General features: G+C 57.3%; 16 protein-coding genes. 6 read left to right on the top strand and 10 right to left on the bottom strand.

What is annotated here, in order from left to right; genetic code table 11:
- Positions 1 to 115: 115 nt before the first annotated feature.
- Positions 116 to 2,323, top strand: a complete 2,208-nt coding sequence (locus GNX18_RS10230) for a S9 family peptidase (RefSeq protein ID WP_166217681.1) — start codon at positions 116 to 118, stop codon at positions 2,321 to 2,323.
- Between the two features lie 76 nt (positions 2,324 to 2,399).
- On the opposite strand, the gene GNX18_RS10225 is transcribed toward GNX18_RS10230, so the two are convergent.
- From GNX18_RS10225 to GNX18_RS10215, 3 genes are all read right to left on the bottom strand, one after another.
- A complete protein-coding gene (locus GNX18_RS10225) occupies positions 2,400 to 4,316 on the bottom strand; it encodes a DNRLRE domain-containing protein (protein ID WP_166217678.1) in 1,917 nt (638 codons plus the stop codon).
- 78 nt (positions 4,317 to 4,394) lie between these two features.
- Positions 4,395 to 5,084, bottom strand: coding sequence for a DUF1566 domain-containing protein (locus GNX18_RS10220; RefSeq protein ID WP_166217675.1), 690 nt, complete (start codon positions 5,082 to 5,084; stop codon positions 4,395 to 4,397).
- Entirely contained in the window at positions 5,081 to 6,595 is a 1,515-nt protein-coding gene (locus tag GNX18_RS10215; RefSeq protein WP_205827851.1) for an ethylbenzene dehydrogenase-related protein, read from the bottom strand. Before GNX18_RS10215 ends, GNX18_RS10220 begins: the two co-directional genes overlap by 4 nt.
- Before the next feature lie 242 nt (positions 6,596 to 6,837).
- Between GNX18_RS10215 and GNX18_RS10210 the strand changes: the two genes are divergently transcribed.
- The 3 genes from GNX18_RS10210 (at position 6,838) to pelA (ending at position 11,519) form a co-directional block, all read left to right on the top strand.
- Positions 6,838 to 8,961, top strand: a complete 2,124-nt coding sequence (locus tag GNX18_RS10210) for a TonB-dependent siderophore receptor (RefSeq protein ID WP_166217672.1) — start codon at positions 6,838 to 6,840, stop codon at positions 8,959 to 8,961.
- Between the two features lie 113 nt (positions 8,962 to 9,074).
- Positions 9,075 to 10,202: a PepSY domain-containing protein gene (locus GNX18_RS10205; protein WP_138237046.1), complete on the top strand. Its 1,128-nt coding sequence runs from the start codon at positions 9,075 to 9,077 to the stop codon at positions 10,200 to 10,202.
- Between the two features lie 90 nt (positions 10,203 to 10,292).
- On the top strand, positions 10,293 to 11,519 hold the full coding sequence (pelA, locus tag GNX18_RS10200; RefSeq protein ID WP_166217670.1) for a pectate lyase: 1,227 nt from the start codon (positions 10,293 to 10,295) through the stop codon (positions 11,517 to 11,519).
- A gap of 92 nt (positions 11,520 to 11,611) precedes the next feature.
- On the opposite strand, the gene GNX18_RS10195 is transcribed toward pelA, so the two are convergent.
- The 3 genes from GNX18_RS10195 to GNX18_RS10185 form a co-directional block, all read right to left on the bottom strand.
- Positions 11,612 to 12,631: a cytochrome d ubiquinol oxidase subunit II gene (locus tag GNX18_RS10195; protein WP_166217667.1), complete on the bottom strand. Its 1,020-nt coding sequence runs from the start codon at positions 12,629 to 12,631 to the stop codon at positions 11,612 to 11,614.
- Entirely contained in the window at positions 12,628 to 14,016 is a 1,389-nt protein-coding gene (locus tag GNX18_RS10190; RefSeq protein WP_166220536.1) for a cytochrome ubiquinol oxidase subunit I, read from the bottom strand. The genes GNX18_RS10195 and GNX18_RS10190 overlap by 4 nt, the downstream gene beginning before the upstream one ends.
- Before the next feature lie 73 nt (positions 14,017 to 14,089).
- Entirely contained in the window at positions 14,090 to 14,692 is a 603-nt protein-coding gene (locus tag GNX18_RS10185; protein WP_166217664.1) for a GbsR/MarR family transcriptional regulator, read from the bottom strand.
- A 189-nt stretch (positions 14,693 to 14,881) separates the two neighbouring features.
- Here GNX18_RS10185 and GNX18_RS10180 point away from each other — a divergent pair, with 189 nt between their 5' ends.
- Together GNX18_RS10180 and GNX18_RS10175 are read left to right on the top strand one after the other, a co-directional pair.
- Complete coding sequence (locus GNX18_RS10180) at positions 14,882 to 15,508, top strand: hypothetical protein (RefSeq protein ID WP_166217661.1); 627 nt, start codon at positions 14,882 to 14,884, stop codon at positions 15,506 to 15,508.
- Positions 15,505 to 17,475, top strand: a complete 1,971-nt coding sequence (locus tag GNX18_RS10175) for a S9 family peptidase (RefSeq protein WP_166217658.1) — start codon at positions 15,505 to 15,507, stop codon at positions 17,473 to 17,475. Before GNX18_RS10180 ends, GNX18_RS10175 begins: the two co-directional genes overlap by 4 nt.
- Positions 17,476 to 17,549: 74 nt before the next feature.
- Here the strand turns inward: GNX18_RS10175 and GNX18_RS10170 are convergent, their stop codons facing one another.
- From GNX18_RS10170 to GNX18_RS10155, 4 genes are all read right to left on the bottom strand, one after another.
- Complete coding sequence (locus GNX18_RS10170; protein WP_166217655.1) at positions 17,550 to 19,316, bottom strand: hypothetical protein; 1,767 nt, start codon at positions 19,314 to 19,316, stop codon at positions 17,550 to 17,552.
- Positions 19,317 to 19,513: 197 nt separating this feature from the next.
- Entirely contained in the window at positions 19,514 to 20,419 is a 906-nt protein-coding gene (locus GNX18_RS10165) for a DUF1853 family protein (protein ID WP_166217652.1), read from the bottom strand.
- A 40-nt stretch (positions 20,420 to 20,459) separates the two neighbouring features.
- Positions 20,460 to 22,787 carry an autotransporter outer membrane beta-barrel domain-containing protein gene (locus GNX18_RS10160; RefSeq protein ID WP_166217649.1) on the bottom strand — a complete coding sequence of 776 codons (2,328 nt, stop codon included), beginning with the start codon at positions 22,785 to 22,787 and terminating at the stop codon, positions 20,460 to 20,462.
- Positions 22,777 to 23,529 (bottom strand): OmpW family protein, encoded by a 753-nt coding sequence (locus GNX18_RS10155; protein ID WP_138237055.1) that lies wholly within the window; start codon positions 23,527 to 23,529, stop codon positions 22,777 to 22,779. The genes GNX18_RS10160 and GNX18_RS10155 overlap by 11 nt, the downstream gene beginning before the upstream one ends.
- Positions 23,530 to 23,866 lie beyond the last annotated feature (337 nt).

The following is a 23,866-nucleotide window of genomic DNA, read 5'->3' as shown; positions in this document are numbered from 1 at the left end:
TCATATCGCCGCAAATTCTGGCGCTCAATTGACCATCCCCCTATTATCTCCCGATCATTTCGGGGAGCTGTGCTGCAGTTTCCGCACCATAAAATTTCTAAATGCGAGTGACTGCATGAAACGCAAACTGTTTTTCCTGCTGGGCTGTGCTTTTGCCGGCCATTCTTCTGCTGAACAGCTGGCCATCGACAGAATATTCTCCGATCCCGCTCTTACCGGCACCAGCCCGCGTGCGCTGCAGTACTCCCCGGACGGCAGCCGGGTCACCTTCCTGAAGGGCCGCGAGGAAGACTACAACCGCTACGACCTGTGGGAATACCGCCTGCAAGACGGCGAGACCCGCATGCTGGTGAATTCCGACAAACTCCACGCCGGTGAGGAAAATCTCTCCGACGAAGAGAAGGCCCGCCGTGAGCGCCAGCGCATTTTCGGTAGCGGCATCATGGAGTACAGCTGGTCCAAAGACGGCAAGTCCCTGCTGTTCCCGCTGGCCGGCGATGTGTTCTATTACGAGCTGGCAAACGGCAAGTCCAAGCGCCTCACCGAAACCGAAGCCTTCGAAACCGATGTGCGGGTTTCCCCGAAGGGAAATTGGGTTTCCTTCATTCGCGACCAGAATATTTTCGTCGTGGACCTGGCCACCGGCAAAGAGCGCCAGCTCACCACCGACGGCAAAGGCCCGATCAAAAACGGCATGGCCGAGTTCGTGGCCCAGGAAGAAATGGACCGCATGACCGGCTACTGGTGGTCGCCTGACGAAAAGCGCATCGCCTTCCTGCAGGTGGACGAGAGCCCGGTAGACGAAGTGACCCGCAGCGAGATCTACGCGGACCGTATCGACCTGATCCAGCAGCGCTATCCCGCTGCCGGTCGCCCCAACGTGAAGATCAAACTCGGTGTGCTGGATCTGGCCAGTGGCAAAACCCAGTGGCTGGATCTGGGCAAGGAGCAGGACATCTACATTCCTCGGGTGCAGTGGGCGCGCGACAACCTGCTCTCCTATCAATGGCAGAACCGCAGCCAGCAAAAGCTGGAGCTGCGTTTTGTGGATATCCCCAGCGGCAAAACCCGCAATGCAGTGGTGGAAACCAGTGATACCTGGGTCAACCTGTTCCACGACCTGCGTTTCCTGAACGACAGCGACCGTTTTATCTGGGCATCGGAGAAGGACGGCTTCAAGCACCTGTACCTGTATGATTTCAACGGCAAACAACTGGCACAGCTGACTCGTGGCGACTGGGCCATAGATGAGTTGGAAGCGCTGGATGAGAAGGCCGGCAAGGTCTATTTTTCCGGCCGCAAGGACACGCCGCTTGAGCGCCACCTGTACGTCACCGATCTGAACGGCAGCGGCAAGATCGACAAGATTTCCTCCCGCTCCGGTATGCACAGCATCGAGTTTGCCGACGACGCGTCCGGTTATATCGACACCTATTCCAATCCCACGACTCCGGCCCAGGTGAGCCTGCACGGTGTGGATGGCAAGCGCGTGACCTGGCTGCAGGAGAACAAGGTGGAGAAAGGCCACCCGCTGTACCCCTATATGAGCGATTGGATCAAACCTGAATTCGGCCAGATCAAGGCGCCGGAAGGTCACACCCTCTACTACCGCATGTACAAACCGGCTGGTTTCGACCCGAAGAAAACCTATCCGGTGATGGTATTCCTGTACGGTGGCCCCCACGCGCAGCTGGTGACCAACAGCTGGGACCGCCCCTTCAACCAGTTCATGGCCCAGCAGGGCTATGTGGTGTTCACCCTGGATAACCGCGGCTCCGCCAATCGCGGCAAAAAATTTGAGGACCCGATCTTCAAGAAAATGGGTAGTGTGGAAGTAGACGATCAGGTGACCGGGGTGAAATTCCTGCGCAGCCTGCCGTTTGTCGACCCTGAGCGCATTGGTGTTTACGGCCACAGCTACGGCGGCTATATGGCGCTGATGACCATGTTTAAGGCCGGCGATTATTTCAAGGCGGGTATTTCCGGTGCGCCGGTAACCGACTGGGGCCTGTATGATACCCACTACACCGAGCGCTATATGGGCAACCCCAATGAAGTACCGGAGGCCTACGAGGCGTCCTCGGTATTCCCCTATGCCAAGGATCTGAAAGGCGAATTGCTGATCTACCACGGCATGGCGGACGACAATGTGCTGTTTACCAACACCACCAAGCTCATCAAGCAACTGCAGGACAACGACCAGCAGTTCGAACTGATGACCTACCCGGGCAAGAAGCACAGCCTGCGCGGCAAGGAAACCGGCAAGCACTGGCATCAGATGATGAAGAACTTTTTTGATCGCACGTTAAAAGGCGGTGAGTAATCTCGTCGAATAAGTAAGCGGGAAAATGGGGCTTCATAATGAAGCCCCATTTTTTTGCCTGAAGTTCCGTGAAACTTCAGTTCGCGCAGGCTGCCTCTAGTTTCAGCAGCGGGCCCTGCCCGGTTTCCTTGGAGGTCATGTCAACGCCGTTGCTGCCACTCTGCGGCGCGATGACCAGTCCGGTGTTGCCGCCGGATATCCAGGATTCCACAATGCCCGATGCGAGCAGGTCGATCTGCCGGGTACCGGTGGAGGAGGGCACGAACGTTGCGGCGAGGCTGCCCAGAACATTGTTACCGCCGACCGCGTTCCAGCTCGCCGTGTTTTCCTGCCAGTTGCCATTGGCCTGGTAAACACCATAAGTATTGCTGGAGCGATCGGTAATGTTCAGCTCCAACATTGCGCTGGTGAAATTACCGCAATTTTCCAGGCCGGAGAGATCGAAACGGATCAGCGTGTACAGCTTGCCAAAGTAGCTGTCGCTGCCATCCGCCAGCAATCCGTCGTTGTGCCCGTCATAATTACTGCCGGCGCGAGCAGACGCGATAAACACATCGTCACTGGCTGCCTGGGTAAACTGCTGCACACTACCGCCACCGGATGAGCCTGAGCCGGAAGAGCCGCCGGACGAACTGCTCGACGATCCACCGGAAGAACTGGCGATCACACTGCGATTGGCGCCGTTGCGGTTCAATGTCAGGGTTTCACCAATACCGTTGGCGGACCACCAGTTGACGTTTGCTGGCAGCAGCAACGCGTCGGCTTCCCGCTGAGCGTGCGAAAGTGTGGCAGCACTACTATCAAACTCTGCGGTGCGTACCGCTAGCTCGTTTGCACTGACCTGAATCACCTTGAATTGCTGGATACTGGCGAGGTCGATGGTCCAGGATTTCGGGTCATTGGCGGAACGCGCCGGCGCGCCCCAGCTGCCTTCACCCACATACACGGTGCCGCCGTTGCTGGTTGCGGAAAAATTATTGCCGCTGGGAACCAGTGCCTGGGTCAGTTTGGTGAGGTGCGTGTCGGACTCCACTACCAGGTTCATGCTGTAGTCGTAAAACGCCTGCGCCCACCAGTTGAACAGGGTGGGGTTGTCCGACTTGCCAGAGTAGTGGGGGAATATCGGCTTGTGATACTGCGCGAAGCGCCAGTCGCTGTTGTTGCCATAGGCGGAGAGATCGCTCTGCAGCCAGGTGTTCATGCTGGCGGCGTAAGAGGACCAACCGCTGTTCTGGAACTGGCTGTTGAGGGTGTACACCCGCAGCAGCGGAGAAATCTGCACCGCGCCGTAGGTATCGTTCGGGTTGCAGTTGCCGTCTTCATTGAAGTCCACACCGAACACCTGGCACAGGGTGGAGTAGTTGTTGTCTTCGTGATTGCCGTGGGTTGGGATCAACGGATAAATGCGCTTGTAACTGATGCCGTCGATCTGGTCGCTGGAATAGGTGAGCGTCCAGTCGTCGAGAAACGCGCTCATCTGCGTTGCGCTGTTGGCATCGGTGAAATCACCGCCGTGCATGACGGCAAGCGGGCGGATTTTTGCCAGCAGCTGATTGCCCTGACGACGGGTAGTGTGGCCGGTGCGGGTGTCGCCGCCGGCAACGAGTACGAAGGGGTCGGCGGTGTCCGGCGCTGTTTTGAACCAGAAGCGCTCGCCGCAACCGCTCTGATCGCATACGCGGAAATAGATCGCTGAATCCGGGGTGAGATTTTCCAGTCGTACAAAGTGGCTGGTGATGCTGCCGCCGAAACTGCGGGTGGCATTGACTGCGACATTACTCCAATTGCTTTCGTTGGTGGAATAACCGTAGCTGACGTAGGGGTTGCTACTGCTGCCGTCGGGAGAAAAGCCGATGACCGCGCTGTTGCTGCCGTCCTTGTCCCACACCAGCCGGTAGTGTTTGGTGGCTGCATTTGCGCCGGTTGCCGCGAGGACGGAGATCAGTCCCGCCGCGCCCGTTGCCAGTGCCAGGCTGCCCAGAGAGGATTTCATTGGGAATTCCTTGTGCGTGTTTATTGTTAACGGAAAATAACCAGGAGAATCGTTACAGCGAGGGCAGTGTGAGAGGGGTTAATGACAGCTTTTTGAATCGGCACTGACCAGGCGCACAAAAGCGGCATTTCGATGCGGAATTGTGAACTTTTCCCCTTCGATAAAACTGATGGCCTCAGCTCCGGTTTGCAGATGCCGGTAAACATTTTGCAATGTATCACCCTCATCGGCGGTCCAGTAATCACCGCGCTTGGTATGCGGGAAATAGTCCGTATCAATTTTTGCCTGGCCCGCCTTGGCCAGGGGGTAGATCAGGGTGGCGAGCTCGGTGCTCGTCGGCAGCCGCCAGTTGTTTTCGCCGCACAGGGTTTGCCGGTTGGTGCGGCGGATCAGGTCCTCGGTATCGCAGCGTGTCTTTTCAAAATAACAGTCACCGTTATCGGGAACACCAGCTCCCGGCAAAGGTTCTGCCAGATTTGTTCTTGCCGCGGTGTGAAATCCTGCGGCTCCCGCACGGTACCAGGAGTAAGTCCACAGGCCATCGTGAATGCCCTCATTGTCGGTTTTGACTTCCCACAGCAGGCTAGTGTTGCGGTCGCACACGCAGGACCAGGGCCCCGCCCACGGCGGTAGGGGTTTACCATCGGCAGCGATCTTGGTGAGGTGATAGGGCGCAGGTTCCGGTATGGACGGCTGATGTAACACGGCCGCGGTGATGGCCGCGAGCGGCACGCCGACGATTAACAGGGTGCGTTGCCAGAGGTTCATTGTTGCAGCTCCAGCCTGATCGCGCGGGTGTGGCGCGTGTGAGCGATCTGCGCGCGATCAAACGCCGATACCCACAAGCAGATCCCGTCGTGAATGGGGACGTCCAGTGAAGAACCAGTGACCAGCTTGCGCGCCATTTCCAGTGTCCAGTAACCGTCGCGCCACTGCGCGCGCGCGCGCACGTCGGCGCGGTCGCCCTCGAAGCGGTTGGAGTTGTAGATGACCGAGGGCATCGCGGTCCCTTCGGCATAATTGTTGTCTGCTTCCGCAGAGTAGGGCTGGTAGTCAAACCAGGAGGCAACCCACTGCGGGCGGCTTTCCCGGTCTGTTTGCGCTTGTTGGTATACGGCGAGTTGCGCCGGATCCAACGGCAGGCGTTTGGGCGTGATTGCGCCCGGGCGATACCACTGCCAGTTCATCACATAGGCACCGGACTCCTTGCCGTCCTGCTGGTATCCGGCGGTGTAGCGCCGCGCACCGGGGCGCGGAATATCCGGGCTGGAGATGTAGTTGTCATCGGCCAGATACATGTCGTTGGTGCGCACCACCTTCCAGTGCCAGAGGTCGTGCAGTTGGCCGTCGTCGCTGTAGTGATAACCTTTGCCGTGCCAGTTGGCTGGTGCGTTTTTCAAGGGCTTCCTGCCAAGGTGCGCGGTGCCGGCTGCGGCAAAGTCGCAATCGGGAGAGAGCAGCACCGCGAACTTGTCCTCGTAATGACGGGTTTCGTTGAACTGATGGAAGCCGTGTTGTTGAACCTCCCAGCCGTGGGCGCTTTTCACAAGGGGCAGGTGTGCCAGGCTCTCATCGGCATCGCGCCAGCGTGCCTGCAGGTAAAACTCCTCGCGGTTATGCAGCGCGCGCAGTTCCACCTCGGTCGCGCCGTTGTCGAAGTTGGCACCGCCATCTGTAAAAACATACAGGGTGCGGGCGCTCTGCCATGGTGGTTCGCTGCCTTCGCCATCGATATGTATAGGAATACGCAAAGGTATGGCGTTGACGGTGAGGGTGAAATGGCTCTGCTGGCGGAGGTTTACCCAGCCCAGGGACACCAACAACGAGCCGAGTCCGATCACGACAACGCCTGCTACTAAAGAGGTGCGCGAGAGTTGCGGCACGAGTGTAGCGACGAGTGCCTGCCTACCCCAGCGGATACCGTAAAGGCCGCCGTGAAGGAATAGGTACAGCAGCACGCCGAAGGCGCAGGCCAGATGCACCTGCCGCAGGTTGGTACCGCTGAACAGCAGCCAGCCACTGATGATGGCGACGGCGAGCAGCGGGTAGCCGGCACGAATGATCGCTCGATGCCAGCCTGGCCAACGGCGGAAAGGAGTGCCAGTCGCCGATGGGATGCGCAGACGGTGCACGACAAAGCCGAGAGCAATAAAGGAAAGCAGCAGCGCGCTGAAAAAATGGAGCTGATGTACCTTGCCTTGGGGAAGCAGTTCTTCGATTTGTATCAACGCAGGCTGCGACAGAGTGGCGATGCGCAGTCCAGTAAGCAGGCAAATCAAGACAGCGAACACCGCAGCGCAGTGGGTCAGTACCCAGAGAGGGCTCTTCTGCCGGCTGGAATGACTAGGGGGCAAGGTGGTGGCCTCAAAAATAGGGCAGGGTAAATGGCGCGAGTGGCAGTTTGATGACCGGATAAATGGGCCAGTCTTAACAAAATCTAAATGATAATCTGTTGTATTTGCATGTTTGCTAAACTAAACTCCCGTCCTAAATTCAAGGGGTAGTCACTGGGGACACATCCATGCAACCGAATCACCGTCTGTTTGCCAGCGCTGTTCTGGCGGTCGCCCTCGCCGCAGCCAATGCGGCTATTGCCGCGGAAGTGAAAAATTCCGAGAGGCTCGAGAATGTGGAAGTCGTCGGCGAGCAGGTGGACTCCTACCTGGTCAGCGACCTGGACACCGCGACGGGCCTCGGTCTATCGATTATGGAAACACCGCAATCGGTATCCGCAATCGGCCAGGTGCAAATGGACGACTTCAATTTGTATAACCTGAATGATGCACTGCTGGCCGTACCGGGCATTCAGGTGGAGAGTGTGGAAACCGACCGCACCTACTATTCCTCCCGCGGCTTTGACGTCACCAACTTCCAGGTCGATGGCGTGGGTCTGCCATCGACCTACGGCAACCGCAGCGGTGAGACCGATACTTCCATCTACGAGCGCATCGAAGTGGTGCGCGGTGCCAATGGCCTGATGAGTGGCGCCGGCAATCCGTCAGCCACCGTCAATATGGTGCGCAAACGCCCCACCGATGATCTGCAAATGTCTTTCAGCGCCATCGCCGGTTCCTGGGACAGTCTGCGTCTGGAGAGCGATGTATCCGGCACCCTGACCGATGGCCTGCGCGGCCGCGTGGTAATGACCAAAGAAGACAGGGAGTCGTATCTCGACTTCTACGCCATGGACAAATCTGTGGTTTACGGCGCGCTGGAAAAGGACCTGGGTGAATCCACCCTGTTGACTCTGGGCGCCAGCTACCAGAGCAGCCTCGCCGACAGCCCACTGTGGGGCGCGCTGCCGCTGGTGTACTCCGACGGGACACCCACCGATTACGACGTGTCCGCCTCCACCTCTGCCGAGTGGGCCTACTGGGACAACATTGAGAAAGAAGTCTTCGCCGAACTGAAGCACGAGTTTGCCAACGGCTGGGAACTCAAGGGCTACTACAGCACTGCGGACATCGAAGGCGACAGCGAGCTGTTTTATATGTACAGCCTGCCGGATCGCGACACCGACGTAGGCCTGATAGGCTACGCCAGCGGCTATACCCTGGACGGCAAGCAGGACGTGTTCGACCTGCGCGTATCCGGTACTTACCAGCTGCTGGGGCGCGAGCACGACCTGCTCTTCGGCTACAACTGGACCGAAGGCTCAACCAGAGAAGTTTCGCTGTACGACTACACCAACGGCTTCCCGCCGATCGGCGACTTCACCCAGTGGAACGGCCAGACCCCGGTCAAACCGGTATATACCGACGGGCTGACCGGCAGTAATTTCGATGAAGAGCAGAGTGCGTTTTACGCTGCGACCCGCTTCCGCCTAACCGACAGCCTGAGCTTGGTGGGCGGCGCCCGCGTGGTGAACTGGGAGGCCGAAGGTGAAGGCTACGGTACCAGCAAAGTCACCAAGGTGGATGGCAAGGTTCTGCCCTACGCGGGTGTGGTGTACAGCCTGACCGACAATTACTCCCTTTACGCGAGCCACACAGAAACCTTCCGTGCGCAGGATGATGTTGCCGAAGATCTGTCTTTTATTGACCCAACCGAGGGCGTCAATGACGAGGTGGGAGTAAAAGGGCAATTTCTCGGCGGCAAGCTCATTGCAACCCTGGCTTACTACCAGACCCAGCAGAACAACGTGGCGGAGTTTGCCGGCCAGATTGAAGACCCGAACAACGATCAGGTGATGATCGACTACTACGAAGGTCGCGATTACGACAGCAATGGCTACGACCTGACCGTCAGTGGTGAACTTGTCGAAGGCCTGCACATGGAGTTCAGCTACGCCAAGGTGGATATCGAGAACAAGGCCGGCAATGGTCTGAACCGCGACTTCATCCCCGAGCAGACTGTACGCTTATACGCCAGCTACCGTCCGGCGATGCTCGACCAGCTCAAGGTGGGCGGTGGCATCAACTGGCAGGATGATATTTCCCGGGTTCACGCTGCTGGCCACACCATTGAGCAGGATGCCTATGCGACCCTGCAATTGTTTGCCAATTACAAGGTGACCGAGCAGCTGAGCTTCTCCATCAATGGTGAAAACCTGACCGACGAGAAATACATCAGCAGCCTGTACTGGGATCAGGGCTTCTACGCCGCGCCGCGCAACTTCAGTGCATCGGTGAACTGGCGTTACTGATTCACCAGTGTAAATCAGAGGCACTCTTGGGGGTGAAGGCCATCAATGGCCTTCACCCCGTTTGTGTTTAGCGATTTGAGATTCTTTGCCGGCGTAACCCAAGCGAGAACAACATGAATAAAACCCTGTTCAAATTGCACAGCTGGATGGCATTGGCCGCCTTTGTCCCGCTGCTGGTCATCTGCATCACCGGCAGTATTCTGGTGTTCAAGCACGAGATTGATTCTCTGTTGCTCGCCGACAAGGTGCGGGTGGATTCGAATGGTCGTGAGCGCTTGAGCCTGGATGCGCTGGAAGCTTCCATGCACAGTAATTTCCCCGGCTATGAGGTCACCGGCTGGGCGCTGTTCCAGGACAAAGACCGCGCGGATCTGGTGTACACCATACAGCACGGCACCGATGAGTGGACCTATGCGCTGATGGACCAGTACACCGGTGAGCCGCTGCGCCCGCCCATGGGACTGACCCATCACTTAACCGATTGGTTACTGGACCTGCACTACACCCTGTTGCTGGGCGACTGGGGCATGCTGATCACCAGTGTCTTCTCCATCCTGCTGTGCCTGTTGGGTATTACCGGCTTTATCCTGTACCGCAAGTTCTGGAAGAACTTTTTCACCCTGCGCTGGAACGCGCGCATGATCGTGTACTTCTCCGATTTGCACAAAATGACCGGTATCATCGGCGCACCGGTCCTGCTGATCCTCGGCTTCACCGGTGCCTGGTGGAATATCACCCACTTCGCCCATGAGCTGGAAGAGCACGCCGGCGGAGCCGAACACTACAAAATGGCCGAGCGCCTGTACAACGACGACCTCTCGCTGCAGGCTCTAATGGATGACGCTGGCAAGCGCATCCAGAACTTCGAGACCACCTACATTTCTTTCCCCTGGGAGCCGGGTACCAACTTCACCTTCTGGGGCGATGTGCACAGCGGCAATCCGCTGATCAGCGAGTACGCCAGCAACGTCACCTACAACGCCCAGAGCGGCGAACACATGCTGAGCTACGACATCCGCGACGCGACTCTGGGTGCGGTGATCGTCGACAGCTACCGCCGCCTGCACTTCGGTAATTTCGCGGGTCTGGTGAGTAAGATTCTATGGTGTGTGATCGGCCTGTCGCCGCTGCTGCTGTCCATCACCGGCATCTACATCTGGTACCAGCGCCGTGAGAAGCGCCGCAATGCGCGGGACAAGCGTCGGGCCAAGGCGGCGGCGCTGGCAGGTGCTGCCGCCTGACGGTTTCTTCATTGAAGGGCTTTTGCTACCATCGTTTGGCCTTACCAAATAATGACATTCTGCCTGACAGAAATAGTAGCGAGACCTTGTATGACCTTCTCTCGTGTAAACGCAGCCCGCGGATTGACGCTCGCTGCCCTACTGCTGGCGGCCTCCGGCTGCGGTGCAAAAAACACACCCGCTGACGCCTCCCGGGCCGAGCCCGATCCGCTGGCGAAGCTGCAACCGGCGCAGGACATGGCCGCCTACCGGGCCATGTCCGACCTGCTCTACAAACTGGATCAGGAAGCCATCCAACGCGAATTGACCGAGACCGGGCAGGAAAAAAGCACCAAACCCGCGAAAGACAAACTGTTCGGATTCGATGCCACGAGGGCGGTCCACGACCGCGACTTTATCGCCAGCGGCGAGGGCAAAGCCTTGGCCGACAGCCTGCTCACCTACCAGACACCCTCCGGTGGCTGGTCCAAACGCACCAACATGAGTACACCGCGTAAACCTGGCCAACAGTTCGGCACCGAAAAAGATTACGTGCCGACTTTTGATAACTACGCCACCACCACCCAGTTCTGGGTAATGGCAAATGCCTGCAATGCCCACCAGGACAGCCGTTACTGCGATTCCGCGAGCCGGGCACTCAGCCTTATCCTGCTCGCACAGTACCCCAACGGCGGCTGGCCGCAGTCCTTCCCACTGCGTGGCAAGTACCACGACGACATCACCTTCAATGACGACGCCATCGCCAACCTGCTGAAAGTGGTCGGCGCCGCGGCCGAAGGCGACGAGCGCCTGGCCTTCCTCTCCGACGGCTTGAAAGCACAGGCAAAACACAGCCTTGTGCGCGCACTGGATATGCTGGTGGCCACCCAGGTAGAGGTAGATGGCGAGCCCACCATCTGGGGCGCGCAGCACGATGACGAAACCCTGGAGCCCACGTCCGCGCGTGCGTTCGAGCCGGTGGCACTCGCCACCAGCGAGAGTGCCGACCTGGTGCTGTTCCTGATGACCCTGAAAAACCCGCCGGAAAATATTCGCAAGGCGATCGACAGTGCCAACCGCTGGTTTGAGAAACATCAGATTCACGGCCTGCGCTACCGTCGCGGCGACGAACTGCCGGCGTTGATCCCGGACGACGATGCCGACCCGCTGTGGGCGCGCTTCTACGATATCGAGAGCGACCGCCCGGTGTTCGGCGATCGCGATGGCCAGGTGTATTTCGAGTTGGAAAAAATTTCTGCGGAGCGCCGCGCCGGCTATGGCTGGTACACCGAGCGCCCTTACAAGGCCCTCAAGGAATACCGCAAGTGGCAGCAGTGATGCATCGCCACCACTCCCCGTAGGAGCCTGCCTGCAGGCGAACAAAAAAGCCCTGGAAATCCAGGGCTTTTTTCTACGTAATACAATCCACTTCAGTGGTAATGCAACTCCGTCGCCTTGCCGTGAAATACCCGATAGGAAAACGCGGTGTACATCAGGATCACCGGGATCACCACCACCGCGCCCGCGAGAATAAACTGCAGCGATTCGCGCGCACTGGCCGCTTCCCAGATATTCAGTTTCCCCGGCACGATGTCCGGGAAAAAGCTGAAGCCGAGTCCGCTGAAACACAGTACAAATATGCCCACCACAATAAAAAAGGGAATGCTGCTGTGGCGGTCGTGGGCTTTCGGCAGCCGGCGCAACAGGATGTCGTTGCCCACAAAGCCGAGAAAGCACAGCACCGGGATCAGCAGTACAAACATCACCAGCGGGAAGGTAAACCAGCGGTCAAATACCCCCGGGTTCACCAGCGGGTTGATCGCGCAGACCGCGACCACACCCACCAGCGAGGCGCGACCGGCCAATTGTGTCCAGCGCACCGCCCTCGTTTGCAACTGGTCTTCTGCTTTCAATACCAGCCAGGCAGCACCGATATAACTGTAAGCCGCGGTAACGCCGAGGGCGGACACCGCGCAGAACAGCTGCGACGACAGGCTCTGGTCAAACCCCATCACATACTGCCCGAGCATATAACCCTGCGTGAGGGTGGTGAGCAGTGAGCCGATCTTGAAGGTGCGATCCCAGGCGAGCTTGTGATCCACCGCCGCCTTGGCGCGGAAGTCGAAGGCGACACCGCGCATGATCAAGCCGATCAACATGACCGCCACCGGGATATACAGATTCATCAGGATCAGGCTGTGGGCCGAAGGAAAGGCGATCAGCAGCAGGCCGATGGCGAGCACCAGCCAGGTTTCGTTGGCATCCCAGAAGGGGCCAATGGAGGCGATCATGGTGTCCCGCTGCAGTTCATCCTCTGCACCCATGGGCAGCAGGATGCCGACGCCGAGGTCGTAGCCATCGAGGATGGCGTAGGCCAGAACCGCGAGCCCCATTAGGGCAATGAAAACAACAGGCAGCCAGTCGCCGCTGTGGTTCAATACTTCGTTCACGCGTTACCTCCGGCAGTACCTGGTTTGGAGTTGGGCTTGATGTGGGATTCAGGCAGATTGGTGAGACTGCCGTCGGCGGCGGGTTCGGCGGTTTCGAATTCCTCCACGTAAACGGACTTGATCGCCATGCGTTTCAGGGTGTGGATATAGGCCCACATCAACACCACATAGACCAGCAGGTACATGGCGAGTGACAGCCCCACATTGGCCGGCGCCACCGGTGTTACCGCGTCTGCGGTTTTCAGGATACCGGTGACGAGCCAGGGCTGACGACCGACCTCAGTCACATACCAGCCGGCCAGCGTGGCGACCCAGCCGGAAAACGTCATTGCCACCAGAAACTTCAGAAATGCCCGCGGTATCGCCGGGCGGCGCAACAGGTAACAGCCGAGCCAGGCCGTGGCGAGCATCAGCAATCCCATACCCACCATGATGCGGAAGCCGAAAAACAGCGGTTTTACCGGCGGGTGATTGCCGTCGAAACTGTTCAGCCCGCGAATTTCCCCATCGGTCTCGTGGGTGAGAATCAGGCTCGCCATATTGGGAATGCCAACGGCAAAGTGGTTGCTGCGTGTTTCCTCATCGGGGATGGCAAACAACAGCAGCGGCGCGCCCTGTTCCGTTTCCCACACGCCCTCCATCGCGGCAATTTTCTGCGGCTGGTGCTCAAAGGTATTGAGCCCGTGCAGATCGCCGACGAAGGCCTGTAGCGGTGCGAGTATCGCCGCCAGTATCAGCCCGGTTTTCAGCGCCAGTCGCGGCGCCTGCTTTTCATCGCCTTTCAATATGCGGTAGGCGGAGAGACCGGCGACGAAGAACGCGGCGGTCAATCCCGAGGCCAGTAGCATATGCATCAACCGATACGGGAAGGACGGGTTGAAAATGACCTCTAGCCAGTTGGTTGCGTGCACCACACCGTCGCGGATTTCATAGCCCGCCGGTGTCTGCATCCAGGAATTGAGGGCGAGAATCCAGAAGGCGGAGAGCGTGGTGCCGATGGCCACCATCAACGCGGAAAATGTGTGCACCTTGCTGGGCACCCGTTTGATGCCGAACAGCATGATGCCGAGAAAGGTCGCCTCGAGAAAAAACGCGGTCAGCACCTCGTATCCCAGCAGTGGCCCGGCGATATTCCCGACTTTTTCCATATAGCCCGGCCAGTTGGTGCCGAACTGGAACGACATGGTAATGCCGCTCACCACACCGAGGGCAAAGGTGAGGGCAAAGATTTTTACCCAGAATCGGTACGCGCGCATCCACACCGGGTTGCCGGTGAGGTCGAAGCGCAGTTTGAAGAAGAAAAGAATCCAGCAGAGGGCAATGGTGATGGTGGGGAAGAGAATGTGAAAGCTGATGTTGGCGGCGAACTGGATTCGCGACAGCATCAGGGTGTCCAGCGCAGTGTCCACAGGGTGTACCTCTTAGGTGACCGCGGCCCAGGACCGCGGGTTACGGCATTTACTTCGCTTTTTTTCCGGTCGTGCTTTTGGCGGTTGTTGTATTGGTTGCTTTCGAGGTTGCTTTGGCTTTGACACCGGCTTTCAGGTCCAGCAGTTTGTTGAGACCGGAGCCCAGTTTCATCAGCTTGTGCAGATCCTTGTGATCCAGCTTGCTCAGGGTGTTGGCGAACTGGTCGAGCATTTCCAGCAGGCTGTATACCTCCTGGATTTTTTCCTGGGCCTGAGCCTCCTGCTCGTCGCGGGGATCGGTGAGCAGTAATTGCCGCAGCAGGGTGAGCGTGGGGTCCAGCTCGCGTTTGCGGCGCTCTTCGAATACGGTGCGCGCCAGATCCCAGATGGAACCGGCAGCAGTGAAGTAGTCTTTGCGGTCACCGGGCTGGTGGTGCAGCTCGATCAGCCGCCACGCCTGCAATTCCTTGAGCCCCATGCTCACGTTGCCGCGGCTGATCTTCAGCGCCTCCGCCAGCTGGTCCGCGTTCAGCGGCTCGGAATGTATGGTCAGCAGGGCAAACATCTGCCCCACGGTGCGGTTGAATCCCCAGCGGCTGCCCATCTCGCCGAAGTGCAGCACGAACGCCTGGGCCTGATTGGAAAGTTTCATTTTGTTTTTAACTTTCAGAAATTTCTGAAAATTGTAAATGTTAATTGATCGCTGTCAAGAGCATCGTTGACATGGCATGTATGCGCTCAGGAGGGCTTGGGATCATTAGGGGGAAGGTCGGCTGAAAAATGATCGCCGGTTGACCACCTTGGTGCCAGATTCCTACAATTCCACTTTTCGGAAAATAATATGCCGAATATCTCACTTTCCGCACTATTGGTGTCGATTCTACTGGTGCTCTGCTCTCCTTTCAGCGTTGAGGCCGAGGAATTCTCGCTTCTGCCCGTGTCTGATGCGCCAGAGCTTGGTGGTTCGGAAGGCTATATGCTGCTCTATGTTGATGCCGGGGGAACCGCACCCTCATTCGAGTTTGCCCGAATTGCAAGGGCAGATAGCGAGCCCCTGCCGGAGGGCGAGCGTTTCCGCTTCGTTACCAAGCCGCACAAAATCACTCTGAAAGGCCTTGCTAATGGCTTTTACCTGCTGCCGATGACAAAGGGGCAATATCAGATCATCCGGGTCAACGCGCCTCATTACAGCCTTCCATTTCGCATGAGTACGGACAACCGGCCCGAGTGGCGCTTTGTCATCGAACCGGGCAGGACCAACTATATTGGCGCATTGCACATTAATACCGAGCGTAGTGCATCACACGTGGAAATAGATCTGTTGAACAGGATTGCCATGCAGGAAACAACGATTCGAGAGCTGATGGGGGAGACCCTGCATACGTATCCGCTCGCGTTTCACACCGGGTATAGAGATGATTTTTATCGCGATACTCTGAGTAGAAAGAACATCGAGGGTGCGCAGTGAACAGTCAACCTCTGGTAATGCTGAAGAACCTCAGTCGATGTCTGCTGTTGTTTTTTTTCTACTCGCAGGTCGTGGTGGCAAATGTGCCTGCCCGTGAATTTTTTACGGAACCGGATTTCGCTTCTATCTCGATGAGCCCTGATGGGAAACGTATTGCCGGTGTGCGCCGGGAAAATGGAGAGGCTTTTCTGGAAGTATCGGAAGCTTCGGGCCGGGGGGGCGTGTACCGGCTTGCAGCAACTGACTTGAGTAAAGGCAAGACGAGTATTGATCAGTGGGCCTGGATTGATCCTGTGCGTTTGGTAGTACAAAGCACTTCCGAGCGGCGGGGTATTGAAGATTTGCTTGATACCAGGAAAAAAAGTGAATGGTCTGTGTGGGATCTGTCGAATTCAAAACCTGAACGGGCCAGTCTTAAACGTATCACAACACCCGGTTGGGTGGTGGAGGCGCTACCCGATCAGGAGCAGGAATTTCTGTATGCCAAAAGTGGGGCTTATTCCAAAATTTACCGCATCCGCGCCGATCAGCTCAGTGCGCCGGGCAAGTTGAGTAAATTGAGTGCGGTAGACGGTGGTCAGTTTACTGCCTCCAATGAAGTGCGCTCGGTTTCGGGGTATGCCGTCAGGTGGTTTCTGGATGCCGATAGCAAGCCGCGCGCGGTGTTGCACTTCGATAGTGAAGGTGATCTGACACTGAGTGCATTCAATGATGAGGGAGAAACAGAAGTTCTGGAGCAGTGGCGGGATGCGGACAAGGAACCCTCAAAGGGGAAGGTTGTTCCAATAGCTCTGGCTCCGGGAAAGGGAAAGTTCTACGGACTTGATTTTAATGAGGACATAGAACGCAGTATTTTCCTGCTGGACTATGAATCTGGTGAAAAGACACTGATTCATGAGATCAGTGCCTACAAGATTGTCGACCTCATTCTGTCTCCGCTGGATGGTTCACTCATTGGTGTGCGTACGGTTCGCAACGGTAATCGCGTGGATGAGTACTTCGACAAGGCGGTATCCGGCAGCAAGTCACAATCGGGGGCCGACATCGAGAGTGAACTTGGTCGCAGCCCGGATGGAGAGAAGCGGCTCGTTTATCGGGAGTCGCACAATCAGCCGGGTGTTTTCCTGCTCTACTCGTCCACTTCATCCAAGGTAGTTGGTGAGCGGTTTCCCGGCCTTAGAGGAAAGCTGGGTGGACGTCTGATCGAAGAGACGTTCAAAGTGGGCGATCTGGATATTCCCTACCTGCTCAGCCTGCCGGATAACGGCACTGGTCCCTCACCGCTGGTATTACTGCCCCACGGTGGTCCCATCGGGGTATTCGATGATCGCAGTTACGATCCGCTGACCCAGTATCTTGTGGCGTCAGGCTATGCGGTTTTGCGGGTGAATTTCCGCGGTTCAGGTGGATACACTGCCGAGTTGAAAGAAGCGGGTAAACAGCAGTGGGGCGCCCTGATGCTGGAGGACATTTATCGCGTTACCGACTCGGTGGTCCAGCGAGCGGATATCGATCGCAAGCGAGTGTGTGTGTTAGGTATCAGCTATGGTGGCTATGCTTCCGCGATGATGGCCACCCGCCATCCTGAGCTGTTTCGCTGTGCCGCCAGTATCGCCGGTGTCAGCGATATAAACCTCATGCTCAACTCAACACGCTTGAATCCCCGGCAGCGAGCGTGGAGTCGCGATTATATCGGCGACCCCAGAAAGGATTACGATACCCTGAAAGCGGTATCTCCTGCCTATCTGACGTCCGAACTTCAGGTTCCGATCTTTGTCGCCCACGGCGGTAAGGACGAGGTGGTGGATCCGGAGCATGGATTCCGCCTTAAGACCGCGCTGGAAGCAAGTGGCAAGCCGTTTGAATGGTATTTTGATCCCGAAGTAGGACACAGCCTGGGAGGACCGGAAAGCCGGGCGCGGATATTTGAGCGCGCTAAAGTTTTTCTCGATTCGGTGCTGATGTAAGGAGACGGAAGGGTAATAGGTAGGAGATGCTCCGGCCTCAGCCGGAGCATTTGTCAGATCTGTGAAGGCGGCGATCAGAAATTTTCGTGTTCTCGCACATGCTTCCAGCTTGCGCCCTCATCCAAGGACTCATAAAAGTCCATTGAACTGCCTTTGCACGTCAGCAACAGGCGGTCTTTCACGTCTGGAATCAGGGTGCCGCAAAATTCGCTTGGCAGCGGGTCTTCGCTTTTGGTCCAGACTTTTCCGCCGTCCACACTGTGAATCAGGCGCGCCTTATTTTCCGTCTCGCCGGATTCCGCCGATTTTTCCCGGAAAAGGGCAATCGCGAGCACTTCGTCATTGTTTTTGAACCAGGGCGTACTGGCAAACGAAAAACGGTCCACCTTCTGCTGGTAGCGGCCTTTGGAGCCTTTCGCCCTGCAGCTATCGCCCACGATTTTTGTCCCCGGCGGACAGCCAGAGATGGATGTGGAAATTTCCTCCCATTGCCCGTTGTTTTTATTCAGCTTCAGGTAATCGGGTTTTCCGTCCCAGCTCCAGAAACCTGCTTCCTTGATAGCGAGTTGGGTTGCGCCGGCGTTGACGACGGTAGAGTACTGCTGCTCGTTGCCTTCGCCGAGTATTTGCCAGTCTGATGTATCAACCACGAAAGACTCAAGCTTGCCGTTTTCGAACATCGGCTCGCTGTATCGTGCGATGGTGCGTACAAAGATCTCGTTGCGATCCTCGATCCACTTAAGATCTACACTGGAGATATTGCGCGGGGACACCGCCTGCTGGCTGCCGTTTTTCGGTTTCGGATTTGTGTCGTAAGTGAGTACGCCGTTCGGATCCAACCAACCGCGGTCGGAACGGAAGGTAACCAGGTGTTGCCAATCCACGTTGGCAAGGTCAGTGCTACGCCAGACTTTGAGCAGGTGGTTTTCACTGGTTATCAAGTCGATCGTATTGTCACCTGCGAACGTCGCCTGATGGACGCGCAGCTGATGGGCGATGGAAACATCCTGCCAGTCGCCGTTAACGCGCTTGATGAACACCTTGCCTTCATCGCCGGCTACGACAAGGTCACCGCGCTGGTTGGCGACGATGGTGTACAGGTCGATATTGGTATCGACCGCATCCATACTCCATTCTCCCTGTGGGGAGCGTTTGATAATGATCCCCAGTTTGCCGACAAAATAGAGGCTGCCATCCGGGCCGGCATACTGTTCGTTGTAGGTAACCGGGTTGCGCGCTGCGGATACGTAATTGGAGTTGCGCTCCTGTTCGTATTCATCTTCCATCCAGCCGTGTACGGAATCCAGAGTGAAATCGTAGAACGGGAAGCTTTCATGGAGAGTGCTTCCAGCTGCTTCACTTGGTTGTCTCAGCAGCATGTTGATGTACTTGTCGCCCTGGGACTTCGGGTAGTAAATGATGGTGCCGAGGTCAGTGACTTGCCCGGGATTGACTCGGAATGTCCCGAATTTTGCGTCGGTGGTGACAAACCGCGAATACCAGAAATCGCCGTGGGAGTGGAATGCACGGATACTGCTCAGTGCGTAATCACCGGCGTTCACCGGTGCGGCAAACACGGTGCTGCCGCGATAGTTATTCGCCAGTGCCGTAAGGCGCGGGGACTTGACCTCGCTGGATTCGTTCAGGTTTTTGGGGTTGATGGTGAGCTGGTTGAAGGGCAGGGGATAGCTACTGGCATTTATCACCTTGGCTACCACCACGCCCTGTTGTGGCTGTAGTACCGTTTTCTCACTGAGCGTGGGCAACATATTCACCTGGCTGGCACAGCCCCCGAGAAACAGCAGCACTGCGCCAAGGGCGACCCTGCTCAGGTATCGCACCCCCGCCCTCATGCCAATCGAACAATCTGCAAACATGAATTCTGACCCCCTGTTTTTATTGGTCTACGAAAATTAAGGCGATGATTCTAAATGAATGGGTGCCACATCGCCCAATCGACGGGTGGATAGCGCACTTTTTGCTCGAAAATTGAGCAGGTTTTAAAGGGGACGTTTATTCTGGCCAGGAGCAAGTCTGATTAGACGGCGCGATGAGCGAGTGCGCGTTGGTACCAGTCATCAGGAACGATAAATCCACGGCACAAATACTCTGGTTCGCCGGTATTCTCGGTCGTCGCGGCTATGCAGACGGGGCCTCGCGCAAGCAGGGCAGGAAGTACGGTATTCTCAAGCCTCACTGTGGAGTACCCATCGTCCGCATCGGTGCCAACTGGCGCTAGCCATGAGGTTTTCTGCAGTGGCAGCCAGTGCTGGGATTCGCTTAAGAAACTTTGCAGGAACAGCTCCGATGTCGCCCACCAGTACCGCGAGGCCTGCGCGCCGTGTGCTGAGGCCCCTAGCGGCGTAAACAGCCGTCCCGGCATTAGCGTCCACTGCCGGTCGAGACGTAGCTCCCGGTGCCGGAGTGCCTCTACCGCGGGCTGTGATTGGGCAATCGGCAGCTGGTGATCACGCATACGCGCGAGCTTGATGTCCAGGCGGTCCCGGAGCCCGGGGCCGACCCAATGGCCGTCTACCTGAAGATAGAACTTCACCGCGACTTCCCAGTGTTCGACGGCGTTGTCGGGCAAATACCTGACCACGAAGTCCAACTCTCCCAGCGTTTGCCCCTGGCTGCGAACGGCCAGGTTGCGCGCAAGCAGTATGTAGTCTGGGTGGTGGGTAAACGCGAAGTCCCACAGCTGCTCAAAATAGACCCCGAGGCGGCGGCTGTTGAGCGTTTGCAGGTTCGCTTCCAGCTTCGGCTGCAGGCGGGTGATTGTTTCTGATGCAGAAAAAAACTGATGCAGTTGCCGGCGCCTCTGCTCCGGCAGCCACGGCAGCGGAAACTCGGGTGCAATATCCGGTGTGGCCAGCGCCCACAACAGATTGCGCCAGTGATCGGGCTTGGCGGATTCGAAACCGGTGGGCGGTGAGGTATTCATTGGTGCGAGTATAGAGAGACGGCCCCAGCGGCGTCACCTGTTACCACTTGAAGCGAAAGCCGAAGGTCAGGCTCGCTTCGTAACTATCGCCGGCATTGTCGAAACTGGTGGCGTAGTCCACTTCGCCGTATACGGAGCAGCGGTCGCCGCACTGGTCGTAGGTGAAGCCCAGTCCCAGCTGTCCCCACCAGTCGTCGCGGGCCTGATACAGGGAAGTCCCGGAAACCTTGATTTCCGTCTCGTCTTCAAAATAGTAAAAGACGTTGGCGATGGCGTAGAGGCCAATGCGTTCCAGCAACAGGTTGCCGTACATGTTGCGCTTCAGCCGCTGGCTGACGCGCTGCTCAAACGCGAGCCCGAAACGCGCCGAGCCGCCGTTGTTCTCTGTATCTTTGAAGCGAACGCTGTACTGGTCTTGGTGGTCGTCGATCTGTTCCGCGTTGAAGATCAGCTGCACCTGGGGCGTGAGGGAATAAAAGTCACAGAGTTTGAAGCTGTGCCCGGCTTCCGCTGAAAAGGCGAAGCCGATGGCATCGTTGTCGTTGCCGAGATAATAGAGTTCGTAGGAATAGAAGTCGGAGTCGAACCAGTTGAACTGTGCTTGCAGGTCCGCGTAACTGCCCTGGCTGCCGTACCAGGTGAACGTGGTGCCGACACCGAACTGATCGGTTTCGATGCGGCCGTGGCCGAAGTAACTGTCCAGATCTGTTCTGCCGTAGCCGTACTGGGCAAAAATACCGAGCATCAGGCGTCCGTAGTATACCGCCGGGTCAAAAGAAAAGTCGGAGCCGATCTGCACCAGCCCGTAATCCTGCTGCCATTCGGCGTGGCTGGTGGAGTTGTCCGGTATGTTGTCGTTGTACCTGGATGCCAGGCGCAGCCAAAGGCCGCCGCCGTCGATGGTCTGCTCCACCGCGTCGGCGTAACAGCAGAGACCGCGGTCTCGGAAACTGGTGCCGGCCCAGAAGCGGTTGCCCACTCGCTTGCGCAAGGTGGTGGGCTGGTTCATCTGGCGGATGGACTGGGCGTAGGTTTCGTAGAGCACGGCGCCGGGCTGCCAGCGCGGAATCAATTGCCCACTGCCGTCAAACGGATCTTCCAGGGTGGAGCGCAAATACCAGTTGCCATCATCGGGATCACTCAACCCGCCGTGGTGCAGGGTGTAACCATAGGCGCCGCCAACGGTTACGGGCTGGCCGTCCAGCGCAATGTACTCGCCATCCAGGACAAAGGCGTCGGCGGCGGATTGCCCGGAGACATCGATGATCTTGATCCCGTCGCCGGTAGTGGTTGCGCCGTCGCCGCTGCGATTGTAAATCTGCACAAAAGTACGCCCACCGGTGTCACCGGCAATGGTGAGCAGATCCGTAGGGGCATTGTCGGCGGCGAGTTCGGTTTCCAGCCACAGGCGTCCATCGCGTCCGGTGTAGTTGCCGAAGCGCCCGCTGTCGTGGGCGGCAATATTCAGCCGATTGTAACGTTCGTCCACCAGCCACAGGGTACCCGCGTTTACGACATCGCCGCGAATGGTGTAGTCGGCTGGGATGAAATCGACAATGCCACCGAAGCGGATATCGAGCCCGAGCAGGTCGCCCTCGTAACTGCCCCCGCCAACCGTCAGAGAACCGCTCAGGGTAATCCTGGAACTGCCATTGACGATGATGCGCTCCCAGTTCTGTAGCAGCTGCCCGTCGATCTGATGGTCGAGAATAAAGCGCAGCGAATCCACATAGCCATCGTCTGCGGTGTAGTCATCGCCACCGTCGAGTATTGTTTCAGTGTCGTAGGCGAAGGCGTCGATGCGCACGGTATCCGACCCATTCCCGCCGCGAAATAAATCCAGCACACCTTCATCCCAGTGGAAAACATCATCTCCGTCACCCATGTCGAGGTAATTGAAAATGTATCCGCCGTCCAGCAACACCTCGTCGTTGCCACTGCCCATCGTCAGATCAAATACCACGCCGTCGTAGACTTCTACCCGGTCGTTACCCGCGCCGGTGTCGATTCCGCCACCATAGTAGTCGCCCACGGAAGTGCGGCGCTCGCGCATGGTGACGATGTCGTCGCCATCACCGGTGGTCAGGTGTACCTGAATGTCAGACTCAGTGATGTCCACGCGATCATTGCCGCTGCCCGTATCCACTGTACCCAGCGTGACACCGTTCAGGGTCAGGGTGTCGTCGCCGCCCAGGGAGCTGACATTGGCGCCGGCCGGGTCGTTATCGGTGTCGCAGAGGATCTGGTCCGGCCCCTCGGTTCCGGTATTGGATGGGGTGCAATCCGCATGTGCACCGAAAGGTACCAACAGCAGGCAGGCCGCCAGCCCGTTTCTGAGATACGGGAAAACCGCCGAATCAGAATTCATAGGTAACGCCCAGGTTCAGCGTCCATGGGTTGGTTTCGAAATCGGAGTACAGACGCTCATAGCCTGGGTTGGTGGGGTAGGTCACCACCGCGTCGGTATTGGCATCGGTGTAAATAACCGCGGCGTTGATCAGCCAGGAGCTCAGTGCCCCGACGCGACCCAGCCGCCAATCCAGTCCCAACTGCGCGCTGGCCCCCCAGGAATGGCCGATACCGAATTTGCCCGGGCCGGTAGCCATGCCGCTGTTTACCAGATATTGCTGAAAATCCGGGTTCAGTTTGTCGTCGTAAAAATCCGAGTAGTTTACGCCGATGCCAATGTAGGGTTGGCCAAGGCAGTTGAGGTCATTCAGGTACCAGTTGACGAACAAATTTGCTGATGAGGTGGTAAACCGGCCGAAGTTGATACCGTCGCGGCCCGGGTTTCCGCGAAAATTTTCCAGCGCAAGTGAGTGCGTTGCACCGCCAATATAGAGTAGTTCCAACCCGAGATAGGGTAGCGGGCGCCACACACCAGACACATTCCAGGTGGTGTCTTCTTCAATGTCCCATCCGGTCCGGTACAACTCCCAATCCTGCAGCACGTAGTACTTGAGCGAAGTGTTGTGGTCATCGGGGTAAACAAAGCTGGCTCCCAGTCGCACATAGAAACGGGTCAGGTCCAGATCCGAAACAGGAATCTGCGCATGCGCCAGAAACGGGAATAAAAGTACAAAAGTAGCGGCCAGCCTGAGCTTTTTCATTGTTGACTCCGTTGAACACCGGTTGACCTCCGCGACCCTTGTTATGCCTGGGTGGTCATCGGTCTGGTCAAAAGCTTTGTCTTGGCGCGGCAATTATTGAATTGGCACTGCCGGGGAAACGCTGAAAACACCAATAAAAGTAGCATGAGGTGGAAAAATTGCCGGGCGATTCCCGAATGGGCGATACGGGGAAGTCACACCAAAAAATGGCGACTTCAATATTGCAGGCGTGTAAAATGCCGCATCCTTACCCGGCTCGTTGTTCGTCCAATACAAGCCAATTTCGCGCCCTTTTTTACCTGGCCATGCAGCATCGCACGCGTTTTTTAACCCTCAC

The organism is Microbulbifer sp. SH-1 (genome assembly GCF_011326135.1).
In the GTDB taxonomy this organism is placed as follows: Bacteria; Pseudomonadota; Gammaproteobacteria; order Pseudomonadales; family Cellvibrionaceae; genus Microbulbifer; species Microbulbifer harenosus.
The sequence above is the reverse complement of the archived record's forward strand: the minus strand, read 5'-3'. Positions and strand labels throughout refer to the sequence as shown.